16 protein-coding genes are annotated in these 22,715 nt (G+C 72.3%); 7 read left to right on the top strand and 9 right to left on the bottom strand.

The window, feature by feature from the left end:
* Positions 1-103: 103 nt before the first annotated feature.
* From NFS20_RS19170 to NFS20_RS19155, 3 genes are all read right to left on the bottom strand, one after another.
* The gene (locus tag NFS20_RS19170) at positions 104-949 is read right to left on the bottom strand and encodes a bestrophin-like domain (RefSeq protein WP_251153406.1); all 846 of its coding nucleotides are present in this window, start codon (positions 947-949) and stop codon (positions 104-106) included.
* Positions 946-5,811, bottom strand: coding sequence for a galactose-binding domain-containing protein (locus tag NFS20_RS22185; RefSeq protein ID WP_285821158.1), 4,866 nt, complete (start codon positions 5,809-5,811; stop codon positions 946-948). Before NFS20_RS22185 ends, NFS20_RS19170 begins: the two co-directional genes overlap by 4 nt.
* 485 nt (positions 5,812-6,296) lie before the next feature.
* A complete protein-coding gene (locus tag NFS20_RS19155; protein ID WP_251153405.1) occupies positions 6,297-7,103 on the bottom strand; it encodes a hypothetical protein in 807 nt (268 codons plus the stop codon).
* 142 nt (positions 7,104-7,245) lie between these two features.
* Between NFS20_RS19155 and NFS20_RS19150 the strand changes: the two genes are divergently transcribed.
* Positions 7,246-8,178, top strand: a complete 933-nt coding sequence (locus NFS20_RS19150) for an iron-sulfur binding domain-containing protein (RefSeq protein ID WP_251153404.1) — start codon at positions 7,246-7,248, stop codon at positions 8,176-8,178.
* Positions 8,179-8,194: 16 nt separating this feature from the next.
* On the opposite strand, the gene NFS20_RS19145 is transcribed toward NFS20_RS19150, so the two are convergent.
* From NFS20_RS19145 to NFS20_RS19130, 4 genes are all read right to left on the bottom strand, one after another.
* Positions 8,195-10,165, bottom strand: a complete 1,971-nt coding sequence (locus NFS20_RS19145; RefSeq protein WP_502800842.1) for a glycoside hydrolase family 127 protein — start codon at positions 10,163-10,165, stop codon at positions 8,195-8,197.
* A gap of 98 nt (positions 10,166-10,263) precedes the next feature.
* A complete protein-coding gene (locus tag NFS20_RS19140) occupies positions 10,264-11,151 on the bottom strand; it encodes a carbohydrate ABC transporter permease (protein WP_251153403.1) in 888 nt (295 codons plus the stop codon).
* Between the two features lies 1 nt (position 11,152).
* Entirely contained in the window at positions 11,153-12,142 is a 990-nt protein-coding gene (locus NFS20_RS19135) for a carbohydrate ABC transporter permease (protein ID WP_251153402.1), read from the bottom strand.
* 87 nt (positions 12,143-12,229) lie between these two features.
* Positions 12,230-13,540, bottom strand: coding sequence for an ABC transporter substrate-binding protein (locus NFS20_RS19130; protein ID WP_251153401.1), 1,311 nt, complete (start codon positions 13,538-13,540; stop codon positions 12,230-12,232).
* Positions 13,541-13,891: 351 nt separating this feature from the next.
* On the opposite strand from NFS20_RS19130, the gene NFS20_RS19125 reads away from it, so the two are divergent.
* Positions 13,892-14,923 carry a LacI family DNA-binding transcriptional regulator gene (locus NFS20_RS19125; protein WP_251153400.1) on the top strand — a complete coding sequence of 344 codons (1,032 nt, stop codon included), beginning with the start codon at positions 13,892-13,894 and terminating at the stop codon, positions 14,921-14,923.
* On the opposite strand, the gene NFS20_RS19120 is transcribed toward NFS20_RS19125, so the two are convergent.
* Positions 14,924-15,487, bottom strand: a complete 564-nt coding sequence (locus NFS20_RS19120; RefSeq protein ID WP_251153588.1) for an amino-acid N-acetyltransferase — start codon at positions 15,485-15,487, stop codon at positions 14,924-14,926.
* Between the two features lie 64 nt (positions 15,488-15,551).
* Positions 15,552-16,505, bottom strand: a complete 954-nt coding sequence (locus tag NFS20_RS19115) for a sugar-binding transcriptional regulator (RefSeq protein ID WP_251153587.1) — start codon at positions 16,503-16,505, stop codon at positions 15,552-15,554.
* A gap of 215 nt (positions 16,506-16,720) precedes the next feature.
* Here NFS20_RS19115 and NFS20_RS19110 point away from each other — a divergent pair, with 215 nt between their 5' ends.
* The 5 genes from NFS20_RS19110 to NFS20_RS19090 all read left to right on the top strand — a co-directional run bounded on the left by NFS20_RS19110 (position 16,721) and on the right by NFS20_RS19090 (position 22,711).
* Entirely contained in the window at positions 16,721-18,469 is a 1,749-nt protein-coding gene (locus NFS20_RS19110; RefSeq protein ID WP_251153399.1) for a glycerol-3-phosphate dehydrogenase/oxidase, read from the top strand.
* Positions 18,470-18,549: 80 nt separating this feature from the next.
* Positions 18,550-19,311, top strand: coding sequence for an MIP/aquaporin family protein (locus NFS20_RS19105; protein WP_251153398.1), 762 nt, complete (start codon positions 18,550-18,552; stop codon positions 19,309-19,311).
* Between the two features lie 116 nt (positions 19,312-19,427).
* Positions 19,428-20,945 (top strand): glycerol kinase GlpK, encoded by a 1,518-nt coding sequence (gene glpK, locus NFS20_RS19100; protein WP_251153397.1) that lies wholly within the window; start codon positions 19,428-19,430, stop codon positions 20,943-20,945.
* A 190-nt stretch (positions 20,946-21,135) separates the two neighbouring features.
* Positions 21,136-22,095, top strand: coding sequence for an NAD(P)-dependent alcohol dehydrogenase (locus NFS20_RS19095; protein WP_251153396.1), 960 nt, complete (start codon positions 21,136-21,138; stop codon positions 22,093-22,095).
* A 106-nt stretch (positions 22,096-22,201) separates the two neighbouring features.
* Positions 22,202-22,711 carry a pyridoxamine 5'-phosphate oxidase family protein gene (locus tag NFS20_RS19090; protein WP_251153395.1) on the top strand — a complete coding sequence of 170 codons (510 nt, stop codon included), beginning with the start codon at positions 22,202-22,204 and terminating at the stop codon, positions 22,709-22,711.
* Positions 22,712-22,715 lie beyond the last annotated feature (4 nt).

Raw genomic sequence — 22,715 nt, 5'->3', positions numbered from 1 at the left:
AGTTGCGTAGTTGCGATGTCTGAAGTAGGGAGCGCTTTCCGGCTCGACGCGGGCCGGTGCGCACAGGGACGGGACCCGGAGGACGGCCCCCGCGTCGGAGCTGTCAGGGCTCGCCCCGCGCGGCGGTGCGAGGCCCGCCCCGCTCGTCGCACGGCGGCTCGACGACGACTCCGGCCGCGTCCGCCTCGTTCTGGAGCAGGACCAGCGTGCGCTCCATCGCCGTCGGTCTGAGCTTGCCGACCTCGTGCCCGTGCGGATGGTCGAAGAAGGCGAGGAGGCACAGCAGGAGGGTGATGACCAGGGTGACGCTGCCCATGAGGACGCCCTGGGTCGCCGCGCTCTCCGTCGAGTCGGCGAAGAACAGCAGGAAGACGAAGATCGTGCCGGAGACCACGTAGAGCACGAGCCAGAGCGGCAGCGGGATGAGTCCCTCGGCGCCGTGCACCCGCGACTGGCGCGCCTCCTCGCGGTCCGCCGCCTGAGCCATCCACCGGTCGTACGCCGACTGCTCCGTGTCGGACGACGGCACGACGCCACGGATCGTCTCGAAGAGCTCGACGCCCCACGGGTTCACGGCGTCCCCGAGGTCGCCGTCGGCCATCTGCTCCCACTCGACCGAGACCACCGACCGCGCGTAGCACACGAGCTCGCCGGAGAGCTCCGCCGCGTCGGCGTCCGCGAAGAACTGCGCCGTCTCGAGCTGCTGCACCACGACCCGCGCCTCGTCCTGGGCGCCGGTGCGCGCCTCGTCGTACGCCTCGAAGGCGAGGAAGACGATGAAGCCGAGGAGGACGGAGAAGCCGGTGGCCACGACCCCGAAGACCCCGGCCGCCCGGTCGCCGTCGGCGAACCGGCTGCCGGCCGGCGCGCGACGACGCGCGAGCAGCATCGCGACGACCGCCAGGGTCGTCACGGCCGCCGTGACGACCGCGCCGACCAGGATGCTCACGGCTCCGCCACCATCACGCCACCCCATCCCGCGTCGGGACGCCCTGCGTCGCGAGCAACCCTACGCGCGAGCCACCTCGGCCGCGCGCGCCACGGCGGGGGGGGGGGGGGAGCCCCCGCCCCCCCCCCCTCGCCGGCCACCCCGCCCCCGCCCCCGGCGCCGTCCCCCTCGGCGGTCGTCGCCGCGGGGGCGGGGGCGGCCCCTGCCCCCCTCGTCTCTTGCGCCCCGTTGTGCTTGCTTTCCTCCCCCCCGTTCTCCCTCCCCGCGTTCTTGCCCGCCGCCACGTCGTTCACCGTCCGGGTACCGAACGCCGTGTCGAGGCGCACCGTGAGCGGCACGTCGTCGTCGTTCGTCGCGCGGACCGCCACGTAGGCCTTGCGCGCGAGGCACCGCGTCTCGACCGTGACCGAGACCTCGGGCCCGACCGGCACGCCGTCACCCACCGTGAGGGTGAGCGTCGTCGTCGTCGTGCCGGCGGTGCTCACGTAGTCGGGCAGGATCAGGTCGCCCTGGATGACATAGACGCCCGGCTGCTCGACGACCGACTCGTCGTAGTCCCACTCGACGCCGATCGCCTGGTTGTCGCGCGACCCGTCGTTGTACGACACCGCGACCTTCGTGGGCAGCCAGGGCTGCTCGCCGACGTCGACGCTCTGCTCGAACTGCTCGGCGCCCTGGATCGAGATCCCGCCCTGCGAGTCCTCCGGACGGACGTAGACCTGCGCCTCCGCGATCAGGCCGTACGTCGTGTTCGTCCCGTAGACCGTGAACGGCTCGACGTTGGTCTCCGCCACCATGGCCGGCGTGATCGGCTGCCACGTGAAGTCGACCGTGCCGCGCCGACCGCTCGAGAAGACGACGTCGAGCGCCGTCGGGAGCGTCGGCACCTCGCCGGTGACCGTGCGCACGACGACCGGGCTGGCCACGGTGTCCACGGTGTCGCCGTTGACGCGCCAGCGCAGCACACCCGTCCCCGCGCCGCCGGTCTGCACGCCCGTGATGCGGACCCGCAGGAACTGCGCCTCGACCGCCTCGAACTCGAGGTGGTTGTACGCGTTGCGCTGGAGCGCGCCCGCGTACGTCGAGCCACCGGTCAGCGTGACGGGCGTCCAGTCGGTGCCGTTCTGCGAGTGCTCCACGACGTAGGTGTCGGCGCGCGGCATACGCGTGCCGCCGTTGTCGTCGTACCAGTAGATGTCGGTCGACGCGAGGAGCACCGGGGACTCCCACGCGTACCGGATCCACGCGGCGGTCGCCGGGCTCGTCCCGTTCGCGGGCTGTCCCCACGTCCCCCAGCCGTTTCCTGCGCCGGGGTTCGAGCTCGCCGGGGTGGTCGCCTCGTTGACGCGCAGCGGGTTCTCCCACGACGCCGAGCCGCTCGTCGTGATCGTCGCGAGCGCACCGAACTCGGCCGACGTGGCCTTCTCGGTGAGCTCGACCTCGACGTCGCGCTCGGTCGTCAGCTCGCCGTCGCTCGCGGTGAGCCGGAAGACGTACGTCCCCGGCTCGGTGCCGGTGACCGTCGTGCGCAGCGCTCCTGCGTCGCCGTAGATGACGCCCGCGCCCTCCGGCGCGGAGACGGTCGACCACCCGTAGGTGAGCTCTCCGTCGTCGGGGATGCCGTCGTCCGTCACCGTGGCGACGAGGCTCGTGGAGAGGTTGCCGTCCGTGGAGCGGTCGACGTTCACCGAGACGGTCGGCGCGTCGTTGACCACCTCGGGGACGTCACGGCCGGAGTCGAAGACCTGGATCTCCGAGATCGCCGTCCAGAACGACGGCGTGTTCGTGAAGGCCACCCGCACGCGGTCGGTCGTGACCGTCTCGAAGAGCGCCTCGTTGAGCTTCGGACCGGGGATCTTCGGCGCCTTGAACGCGTCGGGGACCGTGGTCCAGCCGCCGGAGCCGTCGGGCACCTGGATCGAGTACCGCGACGGCTCGCGGTAGCCGCCCGCCTGCCGGTCGCTGACGAACCACACCTTGACGTTGTCGAACGACGTCGGCTCGCCGAGGTCGAGCTCGACGTACCCGGTGTCGCCCTCGGTGCCGTAGTTGCCCCAGTAGGGCTCGTTGACGGTCGTGCCGTCGGTGACGGCGGCCAGCGACACGGGCTGCTCGGTCGTGCTGATGGCACCCGGGGTGTAGTTCATCGACCCCGTGCTCCAGCCCGGCGTGTGGAACTGGCGCCACGGCGTCGGCCGCGGGCCCTCCTGCGTCGCGGACGACGAGAGCTCGGCGCCGAGCGCGAGGTTCTCCGCGTCCTCGGTGAGGTCGATGCCGGCCGTCTTCAGGTAGGACACGACGCGCTCGTCGTCGATCGGCGTGTCGACCGCGGTGGGCACGTCCGCGCCCGTGTCGTCGACGACCTCCACCGCGAGCCCTTCGTCGGACTCGACGACCGCGTTGGCCGCCGGGTCGTACACGAACCGGCCGAGCGCGTCGGCGGTCGCCTTGCGCTCGCCGTCGACGAACAGCGAGTAGCCCTCGCCCAGACCGTAGTGCGAGCCGTCCTCGTCCCACACGATCGTGACGTCCTGGCCGTGGTACCGCAGGTTGTTGACCATGAAGTGGTCGTACCCGAGGTCGATCGGCCAGAGCTCGATCTTGTCGTCGGACCGCGGCTGGATGCCGCCCATGTCCTCGACGTAGATGTAGTTCATGTTGCCGAGCATCACGTGGTTCGGGTTGTTGCGGTTGTACGTCTGCGTGGCCGGGTTCCAGTTCGAGTAGTACTCGGCCTGGTTCGGGGCACGCAGGTCGCCGCCCGGGTAGACGCTCCACGCCATCCAGTCGAGCAGCCGCGCGGCGTACTCGGGCGTGACGTACTTCTGCTCGGGGTCGTAGTGCCGCAGCGCGGACCGCACGGCCCGGTACTGGACGGTGAAGTTGATGTTGGAGAAGTTGTTCGACCCGCCGATGTTGTACTTCGTCTTGTCGTACTGGTTCGCCGTGTAGAACGGGAAGATCGGGAAGTTGTCCCCGTACCGCAGGAAGCGGAACCCGTCGACGTACTGGTCGGCGTCCTCGACCGGGATGAGGTCCTGGGCGTAGACGTCGTAGAGGTTGGACTCGCGCGCCGGGATGAGGTCGCGCTCGGACTCCGGGAGCGGGTTCACCGCGCCGTTGTTCGAGGTCGGGGCCGACTGGGCGCCGTGCGACGTGCCCGCGAGGAACATGCGCGCCGACTCGCTCCACAGCCGGTCGAGGACCGCCGTGCGGATCTCGTCCGCCTGTGCCTGCATCTCGGCGACCTTGGCGTCGTCGGCACCGGCCATCTCGTACAGCTGGCCGGCCGCGTCGAAGTCGCCCCAGACATAGGCCGACTCGGGCCGCTCGATCGTCCGCGCGCCCGGTGCGCCCGCGTTCACCTTGGGGAACCCGAACGAGATGGCGTCCGAGTCGTTGCCGGGCATGTAGTTCGTGTCGTAGGCGATGAGGTTGTCGTCGTTGCCGTCGTAGTGCTCGAGCTGGCCCTCGCCGTCGCCCTCGAAGTACGTCGCGAAGCGCTCGGCGACCGCCGGACCGCCGCCGTGCACGTTGTACGCCTCGAGGCCCGCGGTGCCGAGGTACTGCGAGTAGTGGTTGTTCCAGCTCGTGTGCCCCGGGCTGTCGAGGAACGCCGACGAGCCGGAGAGCTCGCCGATGTTGAGGATCTGCCCGTACCCGAGGTACGGGTTGCGGATCCACTTCGTGTCCTGCAGGTGCATCGGCTGCGTGAGGGCGACCGAGTTCTGGTACAGGTTCACGCCCTCGATCGTCGTCGGGTACTGGTAGACGTAGCCGGGCTCGTTGGTGTCGAGGCTGTTGTAGCGCTCTCCCCACCAGCGGTAGACGATCGCCTTCTCGATGGCGTCGCTCGGCACGTCGATGTACGGGATGTCCTGCGCCCACTGCCGGTTGAACGCCGTGACGCCGTCACGGAACGCCTCGGCCGGCGCCATCGCCGCGTACTGTTCGAACTGCTCGAACGACTGCGGCAGCGCGTCGGAGCCGAGGACGCCCACGACCGACAGCTCGACCGAGCCGCCCGCCGGCACCGTCACGGCGCGGTCCAGGTTCGTGCCCGACCGCTCGAAGCCCTCGGCCTTGAGGCCGACGGTCACCGTCGACCACGGCGTGTCGACGAGGCCGTTGTTCGCACCGCTCGTCAGGGTGCGCGTCCCCGTGAGCTCGTCGGCCGCGTCGGTCGACGTCGTCGCGAGCGGCGACGCCGCGCGGACCGTGAACGACGCGTCGGCCGCACCCGGGTTGGAGAACGTGATCGTCGTGAGCGCCACGTTGTCGTACGTGATGAGCTTCCTGAGGTCGGCCGTGACGCCCGTGGTGCCGACCGTGTACCGCGCCTTGGCGTGGCTCGGCGCGTTGAACCGCTGCGCCCCGACCTCGGTCACCGTCTGCCCCGGGACCGTCACGGTGTAGAGGTTGCCGAGGTTGTTCGGCCCACCGGCGAAGGCGGACCCGGCGAAGCCCATGACGTTCCAGTTGCTGCCACCGCGCAGGTACAGCGAGCGCCCGCGCGTCTGGAGCACGCCGTTCCCCGACGTCCCCGTCACGCCCAGGACGCGGTCCAGGTAGTAGTCCGTGCCGCCGGCGGCCAGGTCCTTCTCGAAGATCGACCCGTGCATGGAGCCCGCGGTCCACGGGACCCCCGGAGCGAGCGCCGCGCTGACCGCGTCGACCCCGGTGTACGTCGGGTCGCCGATGTCCATCGAGTCGGTCTCGCCGTTCGTGTACACCCCCACGTCGCTCTCGTTGCCCGGCAGCACGTCTGCGTGCGCGCTCGCCGGAACCAGCGCGACGCCCGTGACGGCGAGCGCGCCCGTCATCGCCGAGGCGACGACCCTTCTCAACGTTCTTCCCGACATCACTGTGTCCTCTCCATCGGGAACCGGAACGGGACAGGGCACCGTCGCCGACGCGCCGGCGCGGGACGACGACGTCCCGTGCCGCGCCCCGTCGCACCCGCGACGACCACGCACCCCGCTCGCGTCCCGTCGTCCAGACGTCCCCGCCAGGGACGACGGCGCAGCGGGGGTGAGCGCATCAGCGCGCCACCCCGTGCCACCGCCCCGTGAGCACCTGGGCCGTCTCGACGACGAGATCGCCAGCCGCTGGCCAGTCAACCAGCCTGACTACAGGACCGCAATGGTTTTCGGTGAGTCGAGCAGATCACCTTCCCGCCCGCTCCGCCCCGCAGATCGGCGACTTCTCGCGGATCCGCGCCATTCCGCCACTCAGACCAGACGACGGGCGGCGCGCGGTCGACGAAACTCGTCACCCCTCCTCGAAACGGTCAGGAGAACTTTTCGGTGCGTCGCTCGCCCAGGGCGCGCGCGACGACCGCGGGTGGTCACGGCGTCGGCGGGACGTCCGCCGAGGGAGCGTCGACGGGCGGCTCGGCCGCCCCGTCGGCGGCCGGCTGCTCGGCCGGCGGCTCGGCAGGGGCCTCGCCCTCGGTCGCCGGCTGCTCGGCCGCCGGGTCGGTGGGCTGCCCGGTCGGGTCGTCGCCGGGCTGCTCCGGCTCCGCGGGAGCCGGGCCCCGGATCGTGAACGTGGCGGGGTCGCTCGTCGCACCCTCGACGTCCGCGACGCTCACGAGGGCCGTGAACGTCCCCGGGGAGACGACAGGCTGGTCGGGCGCGCAGCCCTCGACGGAGCGGTGCATGTCCCACCGCACGGTCGTGGAGACCTCGTCGCCGCGGCTCATGAGCAGGAGGTTGTCGCCCGGCGCGCAGTGCGCCGACGACCACACGAGCTCGTCGCCGGACCGGACGAGCACCTGGCGCACCGCGTCGGAACCGTCGACGAGGCACGGGCGCGCCCCGACGTGGCGCATCGTCACCGCGAGGACGACCGCCTCGTTCTCGGTGAACTCCGCCTTCGCCGGAGCGACGGAGAGCTCGAGCGACGCGGCGTCGCAGTCCTGCGGCGGTCCCGCCGCCTCGGGGGTGGGCGGCGCCGAGCGGCCCTCCTGCGGCGCGCCGTCGCCCGCGAGCATCGGCTGCACGGCCCGGACGACGACCTGCCCGAGCAGGACCAGGGCCACCACGAGCGCCGCGAGGAGGACGAGCGCGACGAGGCGTCGGCGCCAGAGGACGCCGCGCCGAGGACGCAGGTCCGTGCCTCGCGGGGCGCTGCTCGTCCGCGACGTGCTCAACGGGTCCTCCAGGTCACCGGCTGTCGATGGTCGTCAGGGGTCGGCGCTGCCGCTCGTCCCGCTCGGGCCCACGCTAGTTCCGTGCGCGCCGATGCCGACCGAGCCGCGCCGAGGCGCCCTGTCCTCGGGGCAGAATGGGCCCGTGACCGGGACCCCCACCGACCAGGTGCCCGACGAGCACCGCGGCACGCCGACCGTCGACGCTCACGCCGCGCTGCGCACCGCCGTCGGCCGGTGGTTCCGGCGCACCGCCCGCGACCTGCCGTGGCGCGCCGACGACCGGACCGCATGGGGCGTGCTCGTGAGCGAGGTCATGCTCCAGCAGACACCCGTCGTCCGGGTCGAGCCGGTGTGGCGGGAGTGGATGGGTCGCTGGCCCGCCCCGGCCGATCTCGCGGCCGCACCGACGGCGGACGTCCTGCGCGCGTGGGGGCGCCTCGGCTACCCCCGCCGGGCGCTGCGGCTCCAGGACTGCGCGCGGGCCGTCGTCGAGCGCCACGGTGGTGAGGTGCCCACGGGCGAGGAGGCCCTGCGCGCGCTGCCGGGTGTCGGCGAGTACACGGCCGCCGCCGTCACCGCGTTCGCGCACGGTCGTCGCGCCGTCGTCGTCGACACCAACGTCCGGCGCGTGCTCGCGCGCGCCGTCGAGGGCGTCGCGCTCCCCGCGCCGTCGTACACGGCGGCGGAGCGGCGCCTCGCCCACGCGACCGCGCCTGCCGACGACGACGCGGCGACGCTGTGGGCCGCCGCGTCGATGGAGCTCGGCGCACTGGTGTGCACCGCCCGCGCGCCGCGGTGCGGAGCGTGCCCCGTCGCGGACCTGTGCGCGTGGCGCCGCGCGGGACGCCCGGTCGACGCGCACGCGGGCCGACGCCGGACCCAGGCCTGGGCAGGCACCGACCGCCAGGTGCGGGGCCGGGTCATGGGCCTGCTGCGCGAGGCTCCGGGGCCGGTCCTCCGGGACGTCGTCGCGGGGTCGTGGCCCGACGCAGCCCAGCTCGACCGGTGCGTCGCGAGCCTCGTCGAGGACGGCCTGGTCGAGCAGGACGGCGAGGCGTACCGGCTCCCTGCCTGAGCGCGCCCCGACCGGCTCAGGTCGTCGGGAGCCAGACCCGCATCGTCGACGGCCCCCGGCTCGCCCAGTCGTGGTAGGCGACGAGCGGGACGTCGACCCCCGCCTCGTCCTCGGCGGCACCGCGAGCGCCGCGGGACGCGGCGCCCGGCGCGTACGGCCACGGGGCGGCACGACCGTGGTCCACGACGACGCCCCGCACGACGACGCGCCCGTCGACCTCGCGCGGCGGGACCGAGGGGTCGACGCGCAGGTCGGCGACGTCACGACCGCCGGGCAGGTCGACCGACTCGACGCACAGGACCTCGGGGCCGCGCTGCACCGCGACGCAGCCCCGGACCGCGTCGATCCGGTCGTCCGGCCGCAGGAACCTCGGCGACGTGTCGAGGTCGAGCACGACGACGCTGCCCGCCCGCAGGTCCGGGACGGCCACCGACCCCGCGGGCACCGTGCGCGGCGTCCCGTCGTCCACCGTGAGGGTCGCGGTCGGCGACCAGGCGGGGACGCGCAGCGTCAGGGCCCAGCGGCCCGCGGGCGCCTCGACGACCCGCACGCGCACGCGCCCGTCCGCGGGGTAGGCGGTCTCGACGTCCACGGCGACCGGCGCCCCGGAGGGGAGCGACGCGCGGACCTCGCCCGTCGCGTACTGGTGGATCTGCAGGCCTCCGTGGTCGACGGTCGCGACGTACGCGGCGAGGCTCGCGAACGTGCGCGCGACGTTCGGCGGGCAGCACGAGACGTGGAACCACGGAGCGCGCAGCGACGACTCGGCGCGCGCGCTCGCGACGTCGGTCGCGGCGGGCTCCCCGGGGACGCGCTGGTGGAGCGTGTTCGCGTAGTAGAACGCCCGCCCGTCGTCGGCGGGCGACGTCGCGACGACGTTGAAGAGCGCGCGCTCGACCGCGTCCGCGTACCGCGCGTCGCCCCGCGCGAGCAGCAGCCGCCAGGCGACCATGACCGACCCCACGGCGGCGCACGTCTCGGAGTAGGCGCGGTCGGGCGGGAGGACGAAGTCCTCGCCGAACGCCTCGTCCTGGTGGTGCGAGCCCTGCCCGCCGGTGATGTACGTCCGGGCGGCGGTCGTCCGGTCCCACTGCCGGGCGACCGCGTCGACGAGGGCGTCGTCGCGCGAGTCGACCCCGACGTCGAGCGCGCCCGCCGCGAGGTAGTTCGCGCGCACCGCGTGCCCGCGGAAGACCTCGGCGTCGCGCACGGGCACGTCGTCCTGGTAGTAGGAGCGGCCCCACTCGATGTCGGCGAGCGTCCCGTGACCGCGACGCTCGACGAAGAGCGCGGCCTGGCGGAGGTAGCGCGGCTCGTCCAGGGCGCGCCCGAGCTCGGCGAGCGCGACCTCGACCTCTGCGTGGCCGCAGACGCCCGGGTTCCCCCCGGGACCGAACGTCTCGCACACGTGGTCCGCGGACCGGCGCGCGACCTGCACCAGGAGGTCGTCCGGGTGACCCGTGCGGACCCGCGCCACGGCAGCCTGCAGGAGGTGGCCCTGGCAGTACAGCTCGTGCCCCCACTCGAGGTCGGAGTACCGGGCGCCCTGGCCGGGCCGGCCGAACATCGTGCTGACGTACCCGTCCGGCTCCTGCGCGGCCGCGACGCGGCGCACGATCGCGTCGAACCGCTCCTCGAGCGCCGGGTCGTGGCGCCGACCGAGCTCCCACGCCATCGCCTCGAGCAGCTTGTACACCTCGGAGTCGCTGAACTCGCGGCCTCGGCGCCCATCCGGCAGCCCGCCCTGGACCGCCAGGTCGAAGTTCGGCAGCCAGCCCTCTCGCTCGAGCCAGTGCTCGATGTGGCCGAGCGTCGCGGTGCGGTTCACGTCCTGGCGCCGCGCCCAGAAGCCGTCGGTGATGCGCACCTCGGCGAGGCCGAGCGGCTGCAGGCGCCCGGAGGCGGGGACGACCGGACGCCCGCCGTCGCCCGCGGGAGCGTCGCCGGTGGTCGGGGTCGCGGCCGGGCGCGACGGGGTCATGGTCATGGGAGAACCTCCGGGGGCGGCGCGACCGCCCGGGTCGTCGGGGAGGCCGCCCGGGGGCGGCGGGTTCGGGGACGGCGTCGTGGACGCCCGGTCGTCGGTCATCCCTTGAGCGCGCCGGACATGAAGCCCCGCACGTAGTGGCGCTGGAGCAGCAGGAACAGGACGATGCACGGGACCGCGAGCACGACGACGCCCGCCTGGGTCGCGCCGTAGTCGACGATGCCCATGACCTGCTGGCGCATGTTCGCGACGGCGAGCGGCAAGGGGGCCTTCGTGGAGTCGGTGATGAGGATGAGGGGTGCGACGAAGTCGTTCCACGCGGCGAGGAACGCGAACAGCCCGACCGTGATGAGCCCCGGCTTGACCGCGGGCAGCAGCACGCGCCACAAGGCGCCGAACGACGAGCAGCCGTCCACGAGCGCGGCCTCGTCGAGCTCGCGCGGCACCGACTCGAACGAGATGCGCATCATGAACGTCGCGAACGGCAGCTGGAACATCGCGAGCACGAGCGACAGCCCGACCAGCGAGTTCTGCAGGCCGATCTCGTTGAGCAGCACGTACAGCGGGATGAGCAGCGTCGCGTACGGGACCATGAGGATCGCGAGCGTCACGAGGAACAGCACGTCGCGCCCGGGGAAGCGGAAGCGCGCGAACGCATAGCCGCCGAGCAGGGAGACGCCGAGCGTGAAGAGCACGGTGAGCCCCGACACGACGACCGAGTTCCACAGGTACTGGACGATCCCGGCCTGGTAGCCCGCGAGCGTCACGTAGTTCCCGAAGCCCCACCCGTCGACCTGGTTGGAGCCGGGCTGCGGCGAGACCGAGGCGACGCCCGCCCACACGAGCGGGAAGAGGAAGACGAGCGCGAGCCCGCCGGTGAGCACCCAGTAGGGGGTGCGCGTGACGATCCCGGCGATGCGGGCGCGCGGTGCCTGCCCGCGCGGCGTGGGCCGCGCGGGGGCCGGTGCGGTGGCGGTTCCGGTCATGTCACTTCTCCTGGGGGGCGCGCATCGCACGGATCTGCGCGAGGTTGATGAGCACGAGGGCGGCGAGCACGATGATCGACAGCGCGGCCGCGACGCCCAGGTCGTTCTGCCCCTGGAAGGCCACGTTGTAGATGAGCTGGACCACGGTGATCGTGCTGTTGTCCGGCCCGCCCTTCGTGAGGATGTAGAACTGGTCGAAGGCCAGCAGGGACCCGGTGACGCACAGGATCGTGCACAGCGCGAGCGACGGGCGCAGCAGCGGGAGCGTCACGCGGGAGAAGGTCTGCCAGCGGCTCGCGCCGTCCATGCGGGCGGCCTCGTACACCTCGTGCGGGATGCCCTGGAGCCCCACCATGAGCAGGAGCATGTAGAAGCCCGCGAAGCGCCAGACGACGAGGAACACCGTCGACCACAGCGCGCCGTCGGGCGTGCCGAGGAACGACACGGGCTCGTCGACGATGCCGAGCGACTCCAGCAGGGGCGAGATCGGCCCGACCTGCGGCGAGTACAGCGCGTAGAAGAGCAGGGACGCCGACGCGAGGCCGAGCGCGCTCGGCACGAGGACCGCGGTGCGCAGGAAGCTCTTCCAGTGCGTCGACTCCTGGACCAGCAGGGCGAGCCCGAGGCCGAGGCCGATGAGGAGGACGGTCGCGATGACGGTGTACTTCAGCGTGAAGACGACCGAGTCCCAGAAGAAGCGGTTGTCGACCGCGTCCTGGAAGTTCTCCGGGAAGTTCGGCCCCTGGTTCCCGGACAGGAGAGGCCAGTCGGAGGCGGACATCTGGCCGACGAGGAGCACCGGCAGGACGAAGAAGACGAGGACGAAGATCGCGGTCGGGGCGGCGTAGGCCCAGCCGCGCGCGGACTGCGAGCGGCCGGGCCGCCGGCGTCTCGGCGGCGCGCCGGACCGGGTGCGCGACCCGGTGTCTCCGGTCGGCGGGAGCTGCTGGCCCTGGCGTCGCGAGGACGACGGGGCGGACTGCACGGACATGACGGTCTCCAGGTTCGGGCGGAGGGACGCTCGAGGGTCGCGCCGCCGCCGGACGGCGGAGGGCCGGTCGGCGGCGGCGCGGTCCTGCTACTGGGAGAGCACCGCGGTGATCTCCTCGTTGTCCTCCTCGATGCTCGAGGCGTCCTCGAACACGGCGTTGCGGACCAGGGTCATCCACGGGCTGTTCGGCGCGTTGAACGCCTGCTGGAAGTTGCGCGCGACCGGCGTGCGACCGGCGGCGGCGACCTCGTTGATCGTCACGACGCGGGGGTCGGCCGAGGAGTACTCGTTGTCGACCAGGTCGGCGCGCGAGACGACGTCGCCGTTCTGCGCGAGGACCTCGACCTGCGCCTCCTCGGACATCAGCCAGGACAGGAAGTTCCAGGCCTGGTCGGCCTTCTCGCTGTCCTTGGAGATGCCGACGCCGTCGCCGCCGACGAAGGTCGAGCCGCCGCCGTCGGGGCCGGGGATCGGCGCGACGCCGACGTCCACGGTCTCGTCCGCCGTCGACAGGAGCGTCGCCGGGTACGGCATGACGCCGATCTTGCCCTCCTGGAACGGGGCGACCCACGTCGCACCGGTCTCGTCGCGCGAGCCGGCGCCGACCGCGTCCGAGTCGACGAGGTCCTTGTAGGTGGCGTACACCTCCTGCGCGGTGTCGCTCGCGAGGAGCGACTCCGTGCCCTCGGCGTTCATGACGTCCTCGTCGGCGGCCCAGATCATCGGGAACCACGTGAAGACGAGGCACCCGCCGCAGTTGCCGCCGAAGAACGTGCCGTCGACCCCGCCGCCGAGCTCGTCGACCGCCTTGGCCTGCTCGGCGAACTCCTCGAGCGACGTCGGCCCGGCCTCGGGGTCGAGGCCGGCCTGCTCGTAGAGGTCCTTGTTGTAGAACATCACGGACACGTCGAGGACGAACGGCAGCACGTGCTCGGCGTCCTCGTACGTGCCCGCCTCGAGGTGGCCCGGGTTGATCTCGTCCGCGAAGTCGAGCTGGTCGATGCGGCTCGTGACGTCCTGGAAGAGCCCCTGCTCGACCCAGTTCGGCACGTACACGATGTCCGCGGCGAACAGGTCCGGCAGACCGTCGCTGCCGGCGGCCGCGCCGACCTTCGCGACGTAGTCGTCGTTGGGGACGATGGTCAGCTCGACCTGGTTCTCGTGGCTCTCGTTGTACGCGTCCACGAGCAGGTTCGCCTGCTTCTCGAGGGGCGCTCGCGTCCACAGCGTGAGCGTGCTGCCGTCGTCGACGCCCTCGGCACCCCCCGCGCCGGCGGTCGCGGGGGCGTCGTCGTCCCCGTCGGAGCCGCCGCACGCGGCGAGGCCGAGAGCGGTCAGGCCGATCACCAGCGTCGAGGCCACGGCCTTCGTCGCCGACGTCCTGCGGTGGTTCGTCATCTCGCGTCTCCTGTACTCGTCGTCGAGCCCGATGCGCTCGCCCGGCAGGACCGCCGGACGTCCGAACGCCTTTTCGGTCCGGGTGTCACCGCCCGTCGCCGCCGCCTGGCCGTCCCGCCCTGCTGACGGCTAGTCTTCGATGCTCCAGGGGCCCACCGGGCCGCTTCTTCACGATCACCACTTGACCGAAAGAACCCGAAAAGGTTTTCTGAATCTAGGACAGGCGCACGGAGCCGTCAAGCGGTGCGCAGGGTTACAGTTCGATCACGGCGGCACACGACGGGACACGGCAGCACACGGCGACTCGGTCGACGGCGACGGCGCCGCCGGACCAGGAGGGGGCACGGCCTCATGACCACCCAGAACGGCAGCGCGACACCGCGTGCCGCGACCCTGACCGACGTGGCACGCCTCGCGGGCGTCTCGATCGCCACGGCGTCCAAGGCGATCAACGGTCGCGACCAGGTGAAGGCGGAGACGCGCCTGCGCGTCCTCGAGGCAGCGGAACGCCTCTCGTTCGCGCCGAACGCGCTCGCCCGCGGGCTCCTCAAGGGCCGCACGGGCACCGTCGGGCTGCTCACGAGCGACCTCGAGGGACGCTTCTCGATCCCCGTCCTCATGGGAGCCGAGGACGCGTTCGGCGCCGGCCGCGTCTCGGTCTTCCTCTGCGACGCGCGCGGCGACGCCATCCGCGAGCAGCACCACGTCCGCGCCCTGCTGTCGCGGCGCGTGGACGGCCTCATCGTCGTGGGCTCGCGCACCGACCCGCGCCCCCCGCTGAGCGCCGACATCCCGGTCCCGGTGGTCTACGCGTACGCGCCGTCGGAGGAGCCCGGGGACGTGTCGATCACCGCAGACAACGTGGGCGCCGGGCGGCTCGCCGTCGAGCACCTCCTCGCGTGCGGACGGCGCCGCGTCGCGCACGTGTCGGGCGACCCGGGGTACCAGGCCGCCCAGGACCGCGCCGCCGGCGCGCAGGCGGCGCTCACCACCGCCGGGCTGGAGCTCGTCGGCGGCCACACCTACTTCGGGTCGTGGAGCGAGGGCTGGGGTCGCGGCGCCGCGCGCATGGTCGTCGAGCAGCACCCCGACGTCGACGGGTTCTTCTGCGGCAGCGACCAGATCGCGCGCGGTGTCCTCGACGCGCTGCGAGAGCTCGGGCGCGACGTCCCCGGCGAGGTGTCCGTCATCGGTTTCGACAACTGGGAGGTGCTGACGACCAATGCGCGCCCGCAGCTGACGAGCGTCGACATGAACCTCGAGCGGCTCGGACGCGTGGCCGCCCAGCGGCTCTTCGCCGCGATCGACGGCACGGTGCGGCCGGGCATCGAGGAGCTCCCGTGCCGCGTGGTGACCCGGGCGTCGACCGCGCCCATCGCCTGATCAGTCGAGCTCGAGGAGCATGCGCGTGTTGCCGAGCGTGTTGGGCTTCACGCGCGCGAGGTCGAGGAACTCCGCGACGCCGTCGTCGTGGGAGCGCAGCAGCTCGGCGTAGACGTCGTGCGTGACAGGCGTCCCGTCGATCGGCCGGAACCCGTGCCGCACGAAGAAGTCGACCTCGAAGGTCAGGCAGAAGACGCGGCGCAGGCCGAGCGCCCGGGCGCGGGCGAGGAGCTCCACGACGAGCGCGTGCCCCACCCGGTGCCCGCGCCAGCCCGGGTCCACGGCGAGGGTGCGGATCTCGGCGAGGTCGTCCCACATGACGTGGAGCGCCCCGCAGCCGACCACCTCGGGGGCCGCGCCCGGCTGCGAGGCCGGGCGGACGGCGTCGGCCACGACGAACTCCTGCACGGCCTCGTAGTAGCCGACCATCTCCTTCGCGAGGAGGATCCGGGCCTCGGCGTAGGGCTGGACGAGCGACCGGATCGCCCGGACGTCCGCGGGGAGCGCCGGGCGCACGCGGACCCCCGTGGGGTCGGGGCGCGCGTCGTCGGCGGGGGGCGTCAGCACCACGACACTGTACGACGATCCAGCCTCGGATGCATACTCACGCAGGCGAGTGCATAGTTGCTCACGCGCTGGCGACGAGCCGCGACGCCGTGACCTCGTCGATCACCAGGTCCGTCACCACCCCGGCACGCAGCGCGGCCCGCAGCGGCGCGACCTTGTTGTCCCCCGCGACGGCGCAGACACGCCGCGGGACGCGGCGCAGCTCGTCCGGAGCCGGACCGGTGGCGCGCGCGTTGAGCGCGATGTCGCGATAGGTCCCGTCCGGCCGCAGGAAGACGGTGCACACGTCCCCGACCACGCCCTCGCCCTCCAGCACCGCGATGTCCTCCCGCTCGAGGTAGCCCGCGGAGTAGACGTGCGACGGGACGCCTCCGGCGACGGCGCCCACGGAGAACAGCGCGATGTCCGCGCGCCGCTGGACGTCCAGCACGCGCCGCACCGACCGCTCGCGCCACATCGCCTGCTTCGTCTCCGCGTAGTCGAAGAACGCCGGCACCGGGAAATGGTGCACGTGCGCGTCGAACGCCGTCCCGAACCCGGCGATGAGATCGCCCGCGTAGTGGACGCCCGACGTGCGGGTGTTCGCCGCACCGTTGAGCTGCACGACGGCGCTCCCCCGCGTCGGCTTGCGCGGCAGGTGCCGGGAGATCGCCGACAGCGTCGTCCCCCACGCGATGCCGAGGACCATGTCGGAGTCGAACCACGTCGACAGCAGGCGCGCCGTCGTCATCGCGACCTGCTCGAGCCGGTCGACCTGCGGCGCCTGGTCCGGAACAGGGACGACGTACGCGTCGACGCCCCACGTGCTCGCGACGTGCTGGCCGAGACCGGGCGCGCGGCTGTGCGTCGGCCGCAGCGAGATCTCGACCAGGCCCGTCTCCCGGGCCCGCTTGACGAGGCGCGACACCGTCGACCGCGACGTGCGCAGGTGCTTCGCGATCGCCTCCATCTTCATGTCCTGCAGGTAGTACATCGACGCCGCGCGCAGCACGTCCTGCTCTCGGTCGACCATCAGGGGCTCCGTCCGTCGGGAACCTCCATTCTGCACGTTCGTGCACACCGGTTGCGCGCCCGTTCGCTCCGTGGTGATGTGAGGAGGTGCGTGCGCGCCGAGACCCGGTGCGCGCACGACGGTCTTGCGGTAGCGCTCCCTGGTGCGCCGTGGGACCGTCGCTGTGAGCGCACCGTGGGCGCGACCGTGCCGCGGTGCCGGACGAGAGAGGGACACGGATGGCATCCACGCGACTGACCGCGGAGTCACGTCGACAGGCGCTCACCGCCCTGGAGGCGAGCACGAGCGCCGACGCCGAGCTCGACGTCCTCGTCATCGGCGGAGGAGTGACCGGTGCCGGCATCGCGCTCGACGCGGTGACCCGCGGACTGTCGACCGCGATCGTCGAGGCCCAGGACTGGTCCGCCGGGACGTCGAGCCGGTCGAGCAAGCTCGTCCACGGCGGCCTGCGGTACCTCCAGATGCTCGACTTCCACCTCGTGCACGAGGCGCTCACCGAGCGCGACCTGCTCCTCAAGGAGATCGCGCCCCATCTCGTCCGGCCCGTCCCGTTCCTCTACCCCCTCGAGCACCGCGTGTGGGAGCGCGCCTACGTCGGCGCCGGCATCGCGCTCTACGACACGCTCGCGAGCGTCGCGCCCGGCAAGCGTGCCCTGCCGTTCCACCGGCACCTCAGCCGGAGCCGGATGGAGAAGAAGTTCCCCGACCTCGCGCACGACGCCGCCGTCGGCGCCGTGCAGTACTGGGACGCGTCCGTCGACGACGCCCGCCTCGTGAGCACGCTCGTGCGCACCGCGGCCTCGTACGGCGCCCACGCGGCGTCGCGCACCCAGGTGGTCTCCCTGACCAAGGGGGCGACCGGCGCGGTCAACGGCGCGGTCCTCGTCGACCTCGAGACGGGCCACGAGCTCACCGTCCGCGCACGCTCGGTCATCAACGCCACCGGCGTCTGGACCGAGGACACCGAGGCGCTCGCCGGCTCCGAGGGCGGGCTGCGCGTGCTCGCGTCCAAGGGCATCCACATCGTCGTCCCGCGCGAGCGCATCAAGGGGCAGGTCGGGCTGATCCTCCAGACCGAGAAGTCGGTGCTGTTCGTCATCCCGTGGTCGCGCTACTGGGTCGTCGGCACCACCGACACCCCGTGGGAGCAGGAGCTGCAGCACCCCGTCGCGACCTCCGCCGACATCGACTACGTGCTCGAGCACGCGAACGCCGTGCTCGCGCACCCGCTCACGCGCGACGACATCATCGGCACCTGGGCCGGCCTGCGCCCGCTCCTGCAGCCCGGCACCAAGGAGGGCACGAGCTCCGCCAAGGTGTCGCGCGAGCACACCGTCGCCTCCCCGACGCCGGGCCTCACCGTCATCGCGGGCGGCAAACTCACGACCTACCGCGTCATGGCCAAGGACGCCGTGGACTTCGCGATCGGGCAGCGCGCGAGCGCCCTCGGGTCCATCACGCACAAGATCCCCCTCCTCGGGGCCGTCGGTCTCGACGCCGTGCGCCGCCAGGCGCGGCCCTGGGCGTCCCGCTACCGCTGGACGCCCGCGATGGTCGACCACCTGCTGCACCGGTACGGCTCGAACCTGCGCGAGATCGTCGAGCTCTGCGAGGAGCAGCCGGACCTCGCGAAGCCGCTCGAGCACGCACCCGCCTACCTGCGCGCGGAGATCGCGTACGGCGTGTCGCACGAGGGCGCCCTGCACCTCGAGGACCTGCTCCTGCACCGCACACGCCTCAACTACGAGATCGCCGACCGCGGTCTCGCCGCCCTGCCGGAGATCGCCGGGATCGCCGCAGGTCTCCTCGGCTGGGACGACGCAACCCGGGACGCCGAGGTGCGCAGCTACACCGATCGCGCGAACGCCGAGGCGGCCGCCGAGCAGGAGCCGGACGACGACGCGGCAGAGCGCACGCGCCTCGCCGCCCAGGACGTCTCCCCGCTGCAGCCGCTGCGGGACAGCTGAGCACGGCGAGCGAAGCATCCCGGGCGCACCGCGGCCGGGCCGGTTGAGACAGAGCAGTCCACCACGAAAGAGAGCGCACCATGGATCAACTCCTCATGAACGCCTTCTGGTCCGAGATCCTCGGTACGGCGACCCTCATCCTCCTCGGTGCCGGGGTGGTCGCCAACGTCGTCCTGCCGAGGACCAAGGGCTTCAACGGCGGTTGGCTCCTCATCAACTTCGGATGGGGTCTCGCCGTCTTCACGGGTGTGTACGTCGCGTACAAGTCGGGCGCGCACCTCAACCCGGCGGTGACGATCGGCCTCTTCACGGCCCAGGAGCCGTTCTACTCGGTCACCGGACCGGAGGGGATGGTCACGGCGACCATCGAGCCGACCGTGGGCAACATGCTCATGTACTGGGGCGCCCAGATGATCGGCGCGTTCATCGGTGCCGTGCTCGCGTTCCTCGCCTACAAGAAGCACTTCGACGAGGACGCACCCGGCGCGACGAAGCTCGCGGTCTTCTCCACCGGTCCGGAGATCCGCTCCTACGCGTGGAACTTCGTCACCGAGGCCATCGCGACGTTCGTGCTGGTCTTCTTCGTCGTCGCGTCCGGCCAGACGCCGTCGGGTCTCGGCCCGCTCGCCGTCGCGCTCGTCGTCGTCGGGATCGGCGCGAGCATCGGTGGCCCCACCGGGTACGCCATCAACCCTGCCCGTGACCTCGGCCCGCGCATCGCGCACGCCCTCCTGCCCATCCGGGGCAAGGGGTCGAGCGACTGGGCGTACTCCTGGGTGCCCGTCGCCGGCCCGCTGGTCGGCGGCGTCCTCGCCGGCCTGCTCGGGGCGGCGTGGGTCTGATCCCGAGCACCACCGCGTGACCGGGGCGTCGGGGGCCCCGCCCCGGCCACGCGACCGTCCGGACCATCCGAGCGAACGACCACCCGTACACACCGACGTGAAGGACTGAGCACACCATGGCCGACTACGTTCTCGCCATCGACCAGGGAACCACCAGCTCCCGGGCCATCGTCTTCAACCACTCCGGGGAGATCGTCTCCACGGGCCAGCTCGAGCACGACCAGATCTTCCCCCGCGCCGGGTGGGTGGAGCACAACCCGGAGCAGATCTGGAACAACGTGCGCGAGGCCGTCGGCCTGGCGCTCACCCGCGCGAACGTCACCCACAAGGACATCGCAGCCGTCGGCATCACCAACCAGCGCGAGACCGCCGTCGTGTGGGACAAGACGACCGGCAAGCCCGTGTACAACGCGATCGTCTGGCAGGACACCCGCACGCAGAAGATCGTCGACGAGCTCGGCGGCTCGGACGGCCCCGAGAAGTACAAGTCGATCGTGGGACTGCCGCTCGCCACCTACTTCTCCGGCCCGAAGGTCAAGTGGATCCTCGACAACGTCGAGGGCGCGCGCGAGAAGGCCGAGGCCGGCGACCTGGTCTTCGGCAACACCGACACGTGGACCCTGTGGAACCTCACGGGCGGCGTCAACGGCGGCGTGCACGTCACCGACGTGACCAACGCGTCGCGCACCATGCTCATGGACCTCGACACCCTGTCGTGGCGCGAGGACATCGCCGCCGACATGGGCATCCCGATGTCGATGCTCCCCGAGATCCGGTCGTCGTCCGAGGTCTACGGCGAGGGCCGCCAGCAGGGCCTCCTGCCCGGCGTCCCGATCGCCGGCATCCTCGGCGACCAGCAGGCCGCGACGTTCGGCCAGGCGTGCTTCGAGGTCGGGCAGGCCAAGAACACGTACGGCACCGGCAACTTCATGCTGCTCAACACGGGCACCGAGAAGGTCATGAGCGAGAACGGCCTCCTCACGACCGTCTGCTACAAGATCGGCGACCAGCCGCAGCGCTACGCGCTCGAGGGGTCGATCGCCGTCACCGGGTCGCTCATCCAGTGGCTGCGCGACAACCTCGGCATGTTCGAGGACTCGCCCGACGTCGAGTGGCTCGCCGGCAAGGTCGAGGACAACGGTGGCGCCTACTTCGTGCCCGCGTTCTCCGGTCTCTTCGCGCCCTACTGGCGTCCCGACGCGCGCGGCGCGCTCGTCGGCCTCACGCGCTACGTCAACCGCAACCACATCGCGCGCGCCGCGCTCGAGGCCACCGCCTTCCAGACGCGCGAGGTGCTCGACGCCATGAACGCCGACTCCGGCGTCGACCTCACCGAGCTGCGCGTCGACGGCGGCATGGTCGCCAACGAGCTGCTCATGCAGTTCCAGGCCGACCAGCTCGGCGTCGACGTCGTACGGCCCAGGGTCGCCGAGACCACGGCGCTCGGCGCCGCCTACGCGGCGGGCATCGCGGTCGGGTTCTGGAAGGGCGAGCAGGACGTCATCGACAACTGGGCCGAGGACAAGCGCTGGACGCCCGCCGTCGAGGAGGGCGAGCGCGAGCGGCTGTACCGCAACTGGAAGAAGGCCGTGACGAAGACGTTCGAGTGGGTGGACGAGGACGTGGAGCAGTAGTCCCGCTCACGACGTAGGTCCCGCCTTCTCGTCCGGAGGGGTGGGACGGGGTCGCCGGTCTACCATCCGCGCGCTCGTTCCTCGCGCGCTCCCGCCAGACCCGCCACGACCGGCGACCCCGTCCCACCCCTCCTTTTCGTGTCACCTCTGCGCGCTCGCCCCGGGGCTCGGGAGTGCCTACGGTGGTCGGGTGCGCGCGTGGGTGTACGAGCGGTACGGGTCGGTCGACGAGCTGCGGCTCCGAGAGGTGCCGACGCCTGCGCCGGCGCGGGGCGAGGTGCTCGTCGAGGTCGTCGCGACGTCGGTGAACCTGTCGGACTGGGAGGCGCTGCGGGGCAGCCCGGGCTACGCCCGCCTCGACGGCCTCTTCGCTCCGCGCACGAAGGTCCTGGGGTCCGACGTCGCCGGGCGGGTCGTCGCGGTCGGCGACGACGTCGCGCGCTTCCGCCCGGGTGACGACGTCTACGGCGACAACCTTCCGCGCCGGGGCGGTTTCGCGGAGTACGTGGTGATGCCGGAGAAGGCGCTCGCGCACAAGCCGGCGACCTTGACCTTCGCCGAGGCGTCCACGATCCCGCAGTCGGGCGCGATCGCCCTGCAGGCCGTCGCGTCCGGCGCACCCGGGCAGCGGCTGCTCGTCAACGGCGCCGGCGGCGGCACGGGGAGCTTCCTCGTCCAGCTGGCGGTGGCACGGGGGATGCACGTCACGGGCGTCGACGCCGAGGACAAGCTCGACTTCGTCCGTCGACTGGGTGCGCAGGACGTGATCGACTACCGGCGGACCGACTTCACGCGCACCGGCCCGTACGACCTCGTCGTCGACCTGGTCGCGTACCGCTCCGTGTTCGCCTACCGGCGCGCGCTCGCCCGCCGTGGTCGGTGCCTGATGGTCGGGGGCACGTTGCGGGCGCTGCTCCGCATGGTGACCGTCGGGCCCGTCGTGGGGGCGTTGACCGGGGCGCGGCTCGGCGTCCTCCTCGTGCGGTCGGGTCCGCGCCGCTTCGGGCCGCTGGCCGACCTGTGCGCCGCCGGCGAGGTCGCGATCCACGTGGACCGCACGTTCCGCCTCGCGGAGGTCCCCGCGGCACTCACGGTCCACGGCACGGGGAGGGCCCGGGGCAAGGTAGTCGTCGTCGTGCGCGACGTCTGACCGCATGCCCGACCTGGCCTCGTACCCCGGCGCGCGAGCGGGGCGAGGGCTGCCTAGCGTCGAGGACGGGCCGCACGACGGCGGCCCGTCATCCACGGGAGGCGTCATGACCGACACGCACCACGAGCTGCCGCACGCGGGGTCCGACGAGGTCGCCAAGGTCCGTCAGCTCATCGAGGACGAGAACATCGCGATGCTCACGACGGTCGCCGAGGACGGCAGCCTCGTCAGCCGGCCGATGGGCGTCCAGGCCGTCGACTTCGACGGCGACCTCTGGTTCTTCGCCGCCGAGGACTCCCACAAGGTGGCGGAGATCGCGCGCGACTCGGCGGCGAACGCCGCGTTCTCCGGGAAGAGCTCGTGGGTGTCGCTCTCGGGGCGCGCGAGCCTGGTGCACGACCCGGACAAGATCCGCGAGCTGTGGAACGCCGTCGCGGACGCGTGGTTCCCGGACGGGCCGGACTCCCCGGGCGTCGTGCTCATCCGCCTGCACGCCGAGTCCGCCGAGTACTGGGACTCCCCCGGCGGCCGGGTCGCCACCCTCTTCCGCCTCGTGACCACGAAGGTGACCGGCAAGCCGTACGAGGGCGGCGAGAACGAGACGGTCCGGCTCTGAGGTG

This window comes from Cellulosimicrobium sp. Marseille-Q4280 (genome assembly GCF_943181405.1).
Classification (GTDB): Bacteria; Actinomycetota; Actinomycetes; order Actinomycetales; family Cellulomonadaceae; genus Cellulosimicrobium.
The sequence above is the reverse complement of the archived record's forward strand: the minus strand, read 5'-3'. Positions and strand labels throughout refer to the sequence as shown.

What these genes read in the sequence shown, in the direction of transcription:
- NFS20_RS19090 (WP_251153395.1), top strand. Translation starts at nt 22,202, where the DNA reads ATGACCGACACGCACCACGAGCTGCCGCACGCGGGGTCCGACGAGGTC.
- NFS20_RS19130 (WP_251153401.1), bottom strand. Translation starts at nt 13,540, where the DNA reads ATGACGAACCACCGCAGGACGTCGGCGACGAAGGCCGTGGCCTCGACG.
- NFS20_RS19110 (WP_251153399.1), top strand. Translation starts at nt 16,721, where the DNA reads ATGGCATCCACGCGACTGACCGCGGAGTCACGTCGACAGGCGCTCACC.
- NFS20_RS19125 (WP_251153400.1), top strand. Translation starts at nt 13,892, where the DNA reads ATGACCACCCAGAACGGCAGCGCGACACCGCGTGCCGCGACCCTGACC.
- NFS20_RS19145 (WP_502800842.1), bottom strand. Translation starts at nt 10,165, where the DNA reads ATGACCATGACCCCGTCGCGCCCGGCCGCGACCCCGACCACCGGCGAC.
- glpK (WP_251153397.1), top strand. Translation starts at nt 19,428, where the DNA reads ATGGCCGACTACGTTCTCGCCATCGACCAGGGAACCACCAGCTCCCGG.
- NFS20_RS19135 (WP_251153402.1), bottom strand. Translation starts at nt 12,142, where the DNA reads ATGTCCGTGCAGTCCGCCCCGTCGTCCTCGCGACGCCAGGGCCAGCAG.
- NFS20_RS19105 (WP_251153398.1), top strand. Translation starts at nt 18,550, where the DNA reads ATGGATCAACTCCTCATGAACGCCTTCTGGTCCGAGATCCTCGGTACG.
- NFS20_RS19140 (WP_251153403.1), bottom strand. Translation starts at nt 11,151, where the DNA reads ATGACCGGAACCGCCACCGCACCGGCCCCCGCGCGGCCCACGCCGCGC.
- NFS20_RS22185 (WP_285821158.1), bottom strand. Translation starts at nt 5,811, where the DNA reads ATGTCGGGAAGAACGTTGAGAAGGGTCGTCGCCTCGGCGATGACGGGC.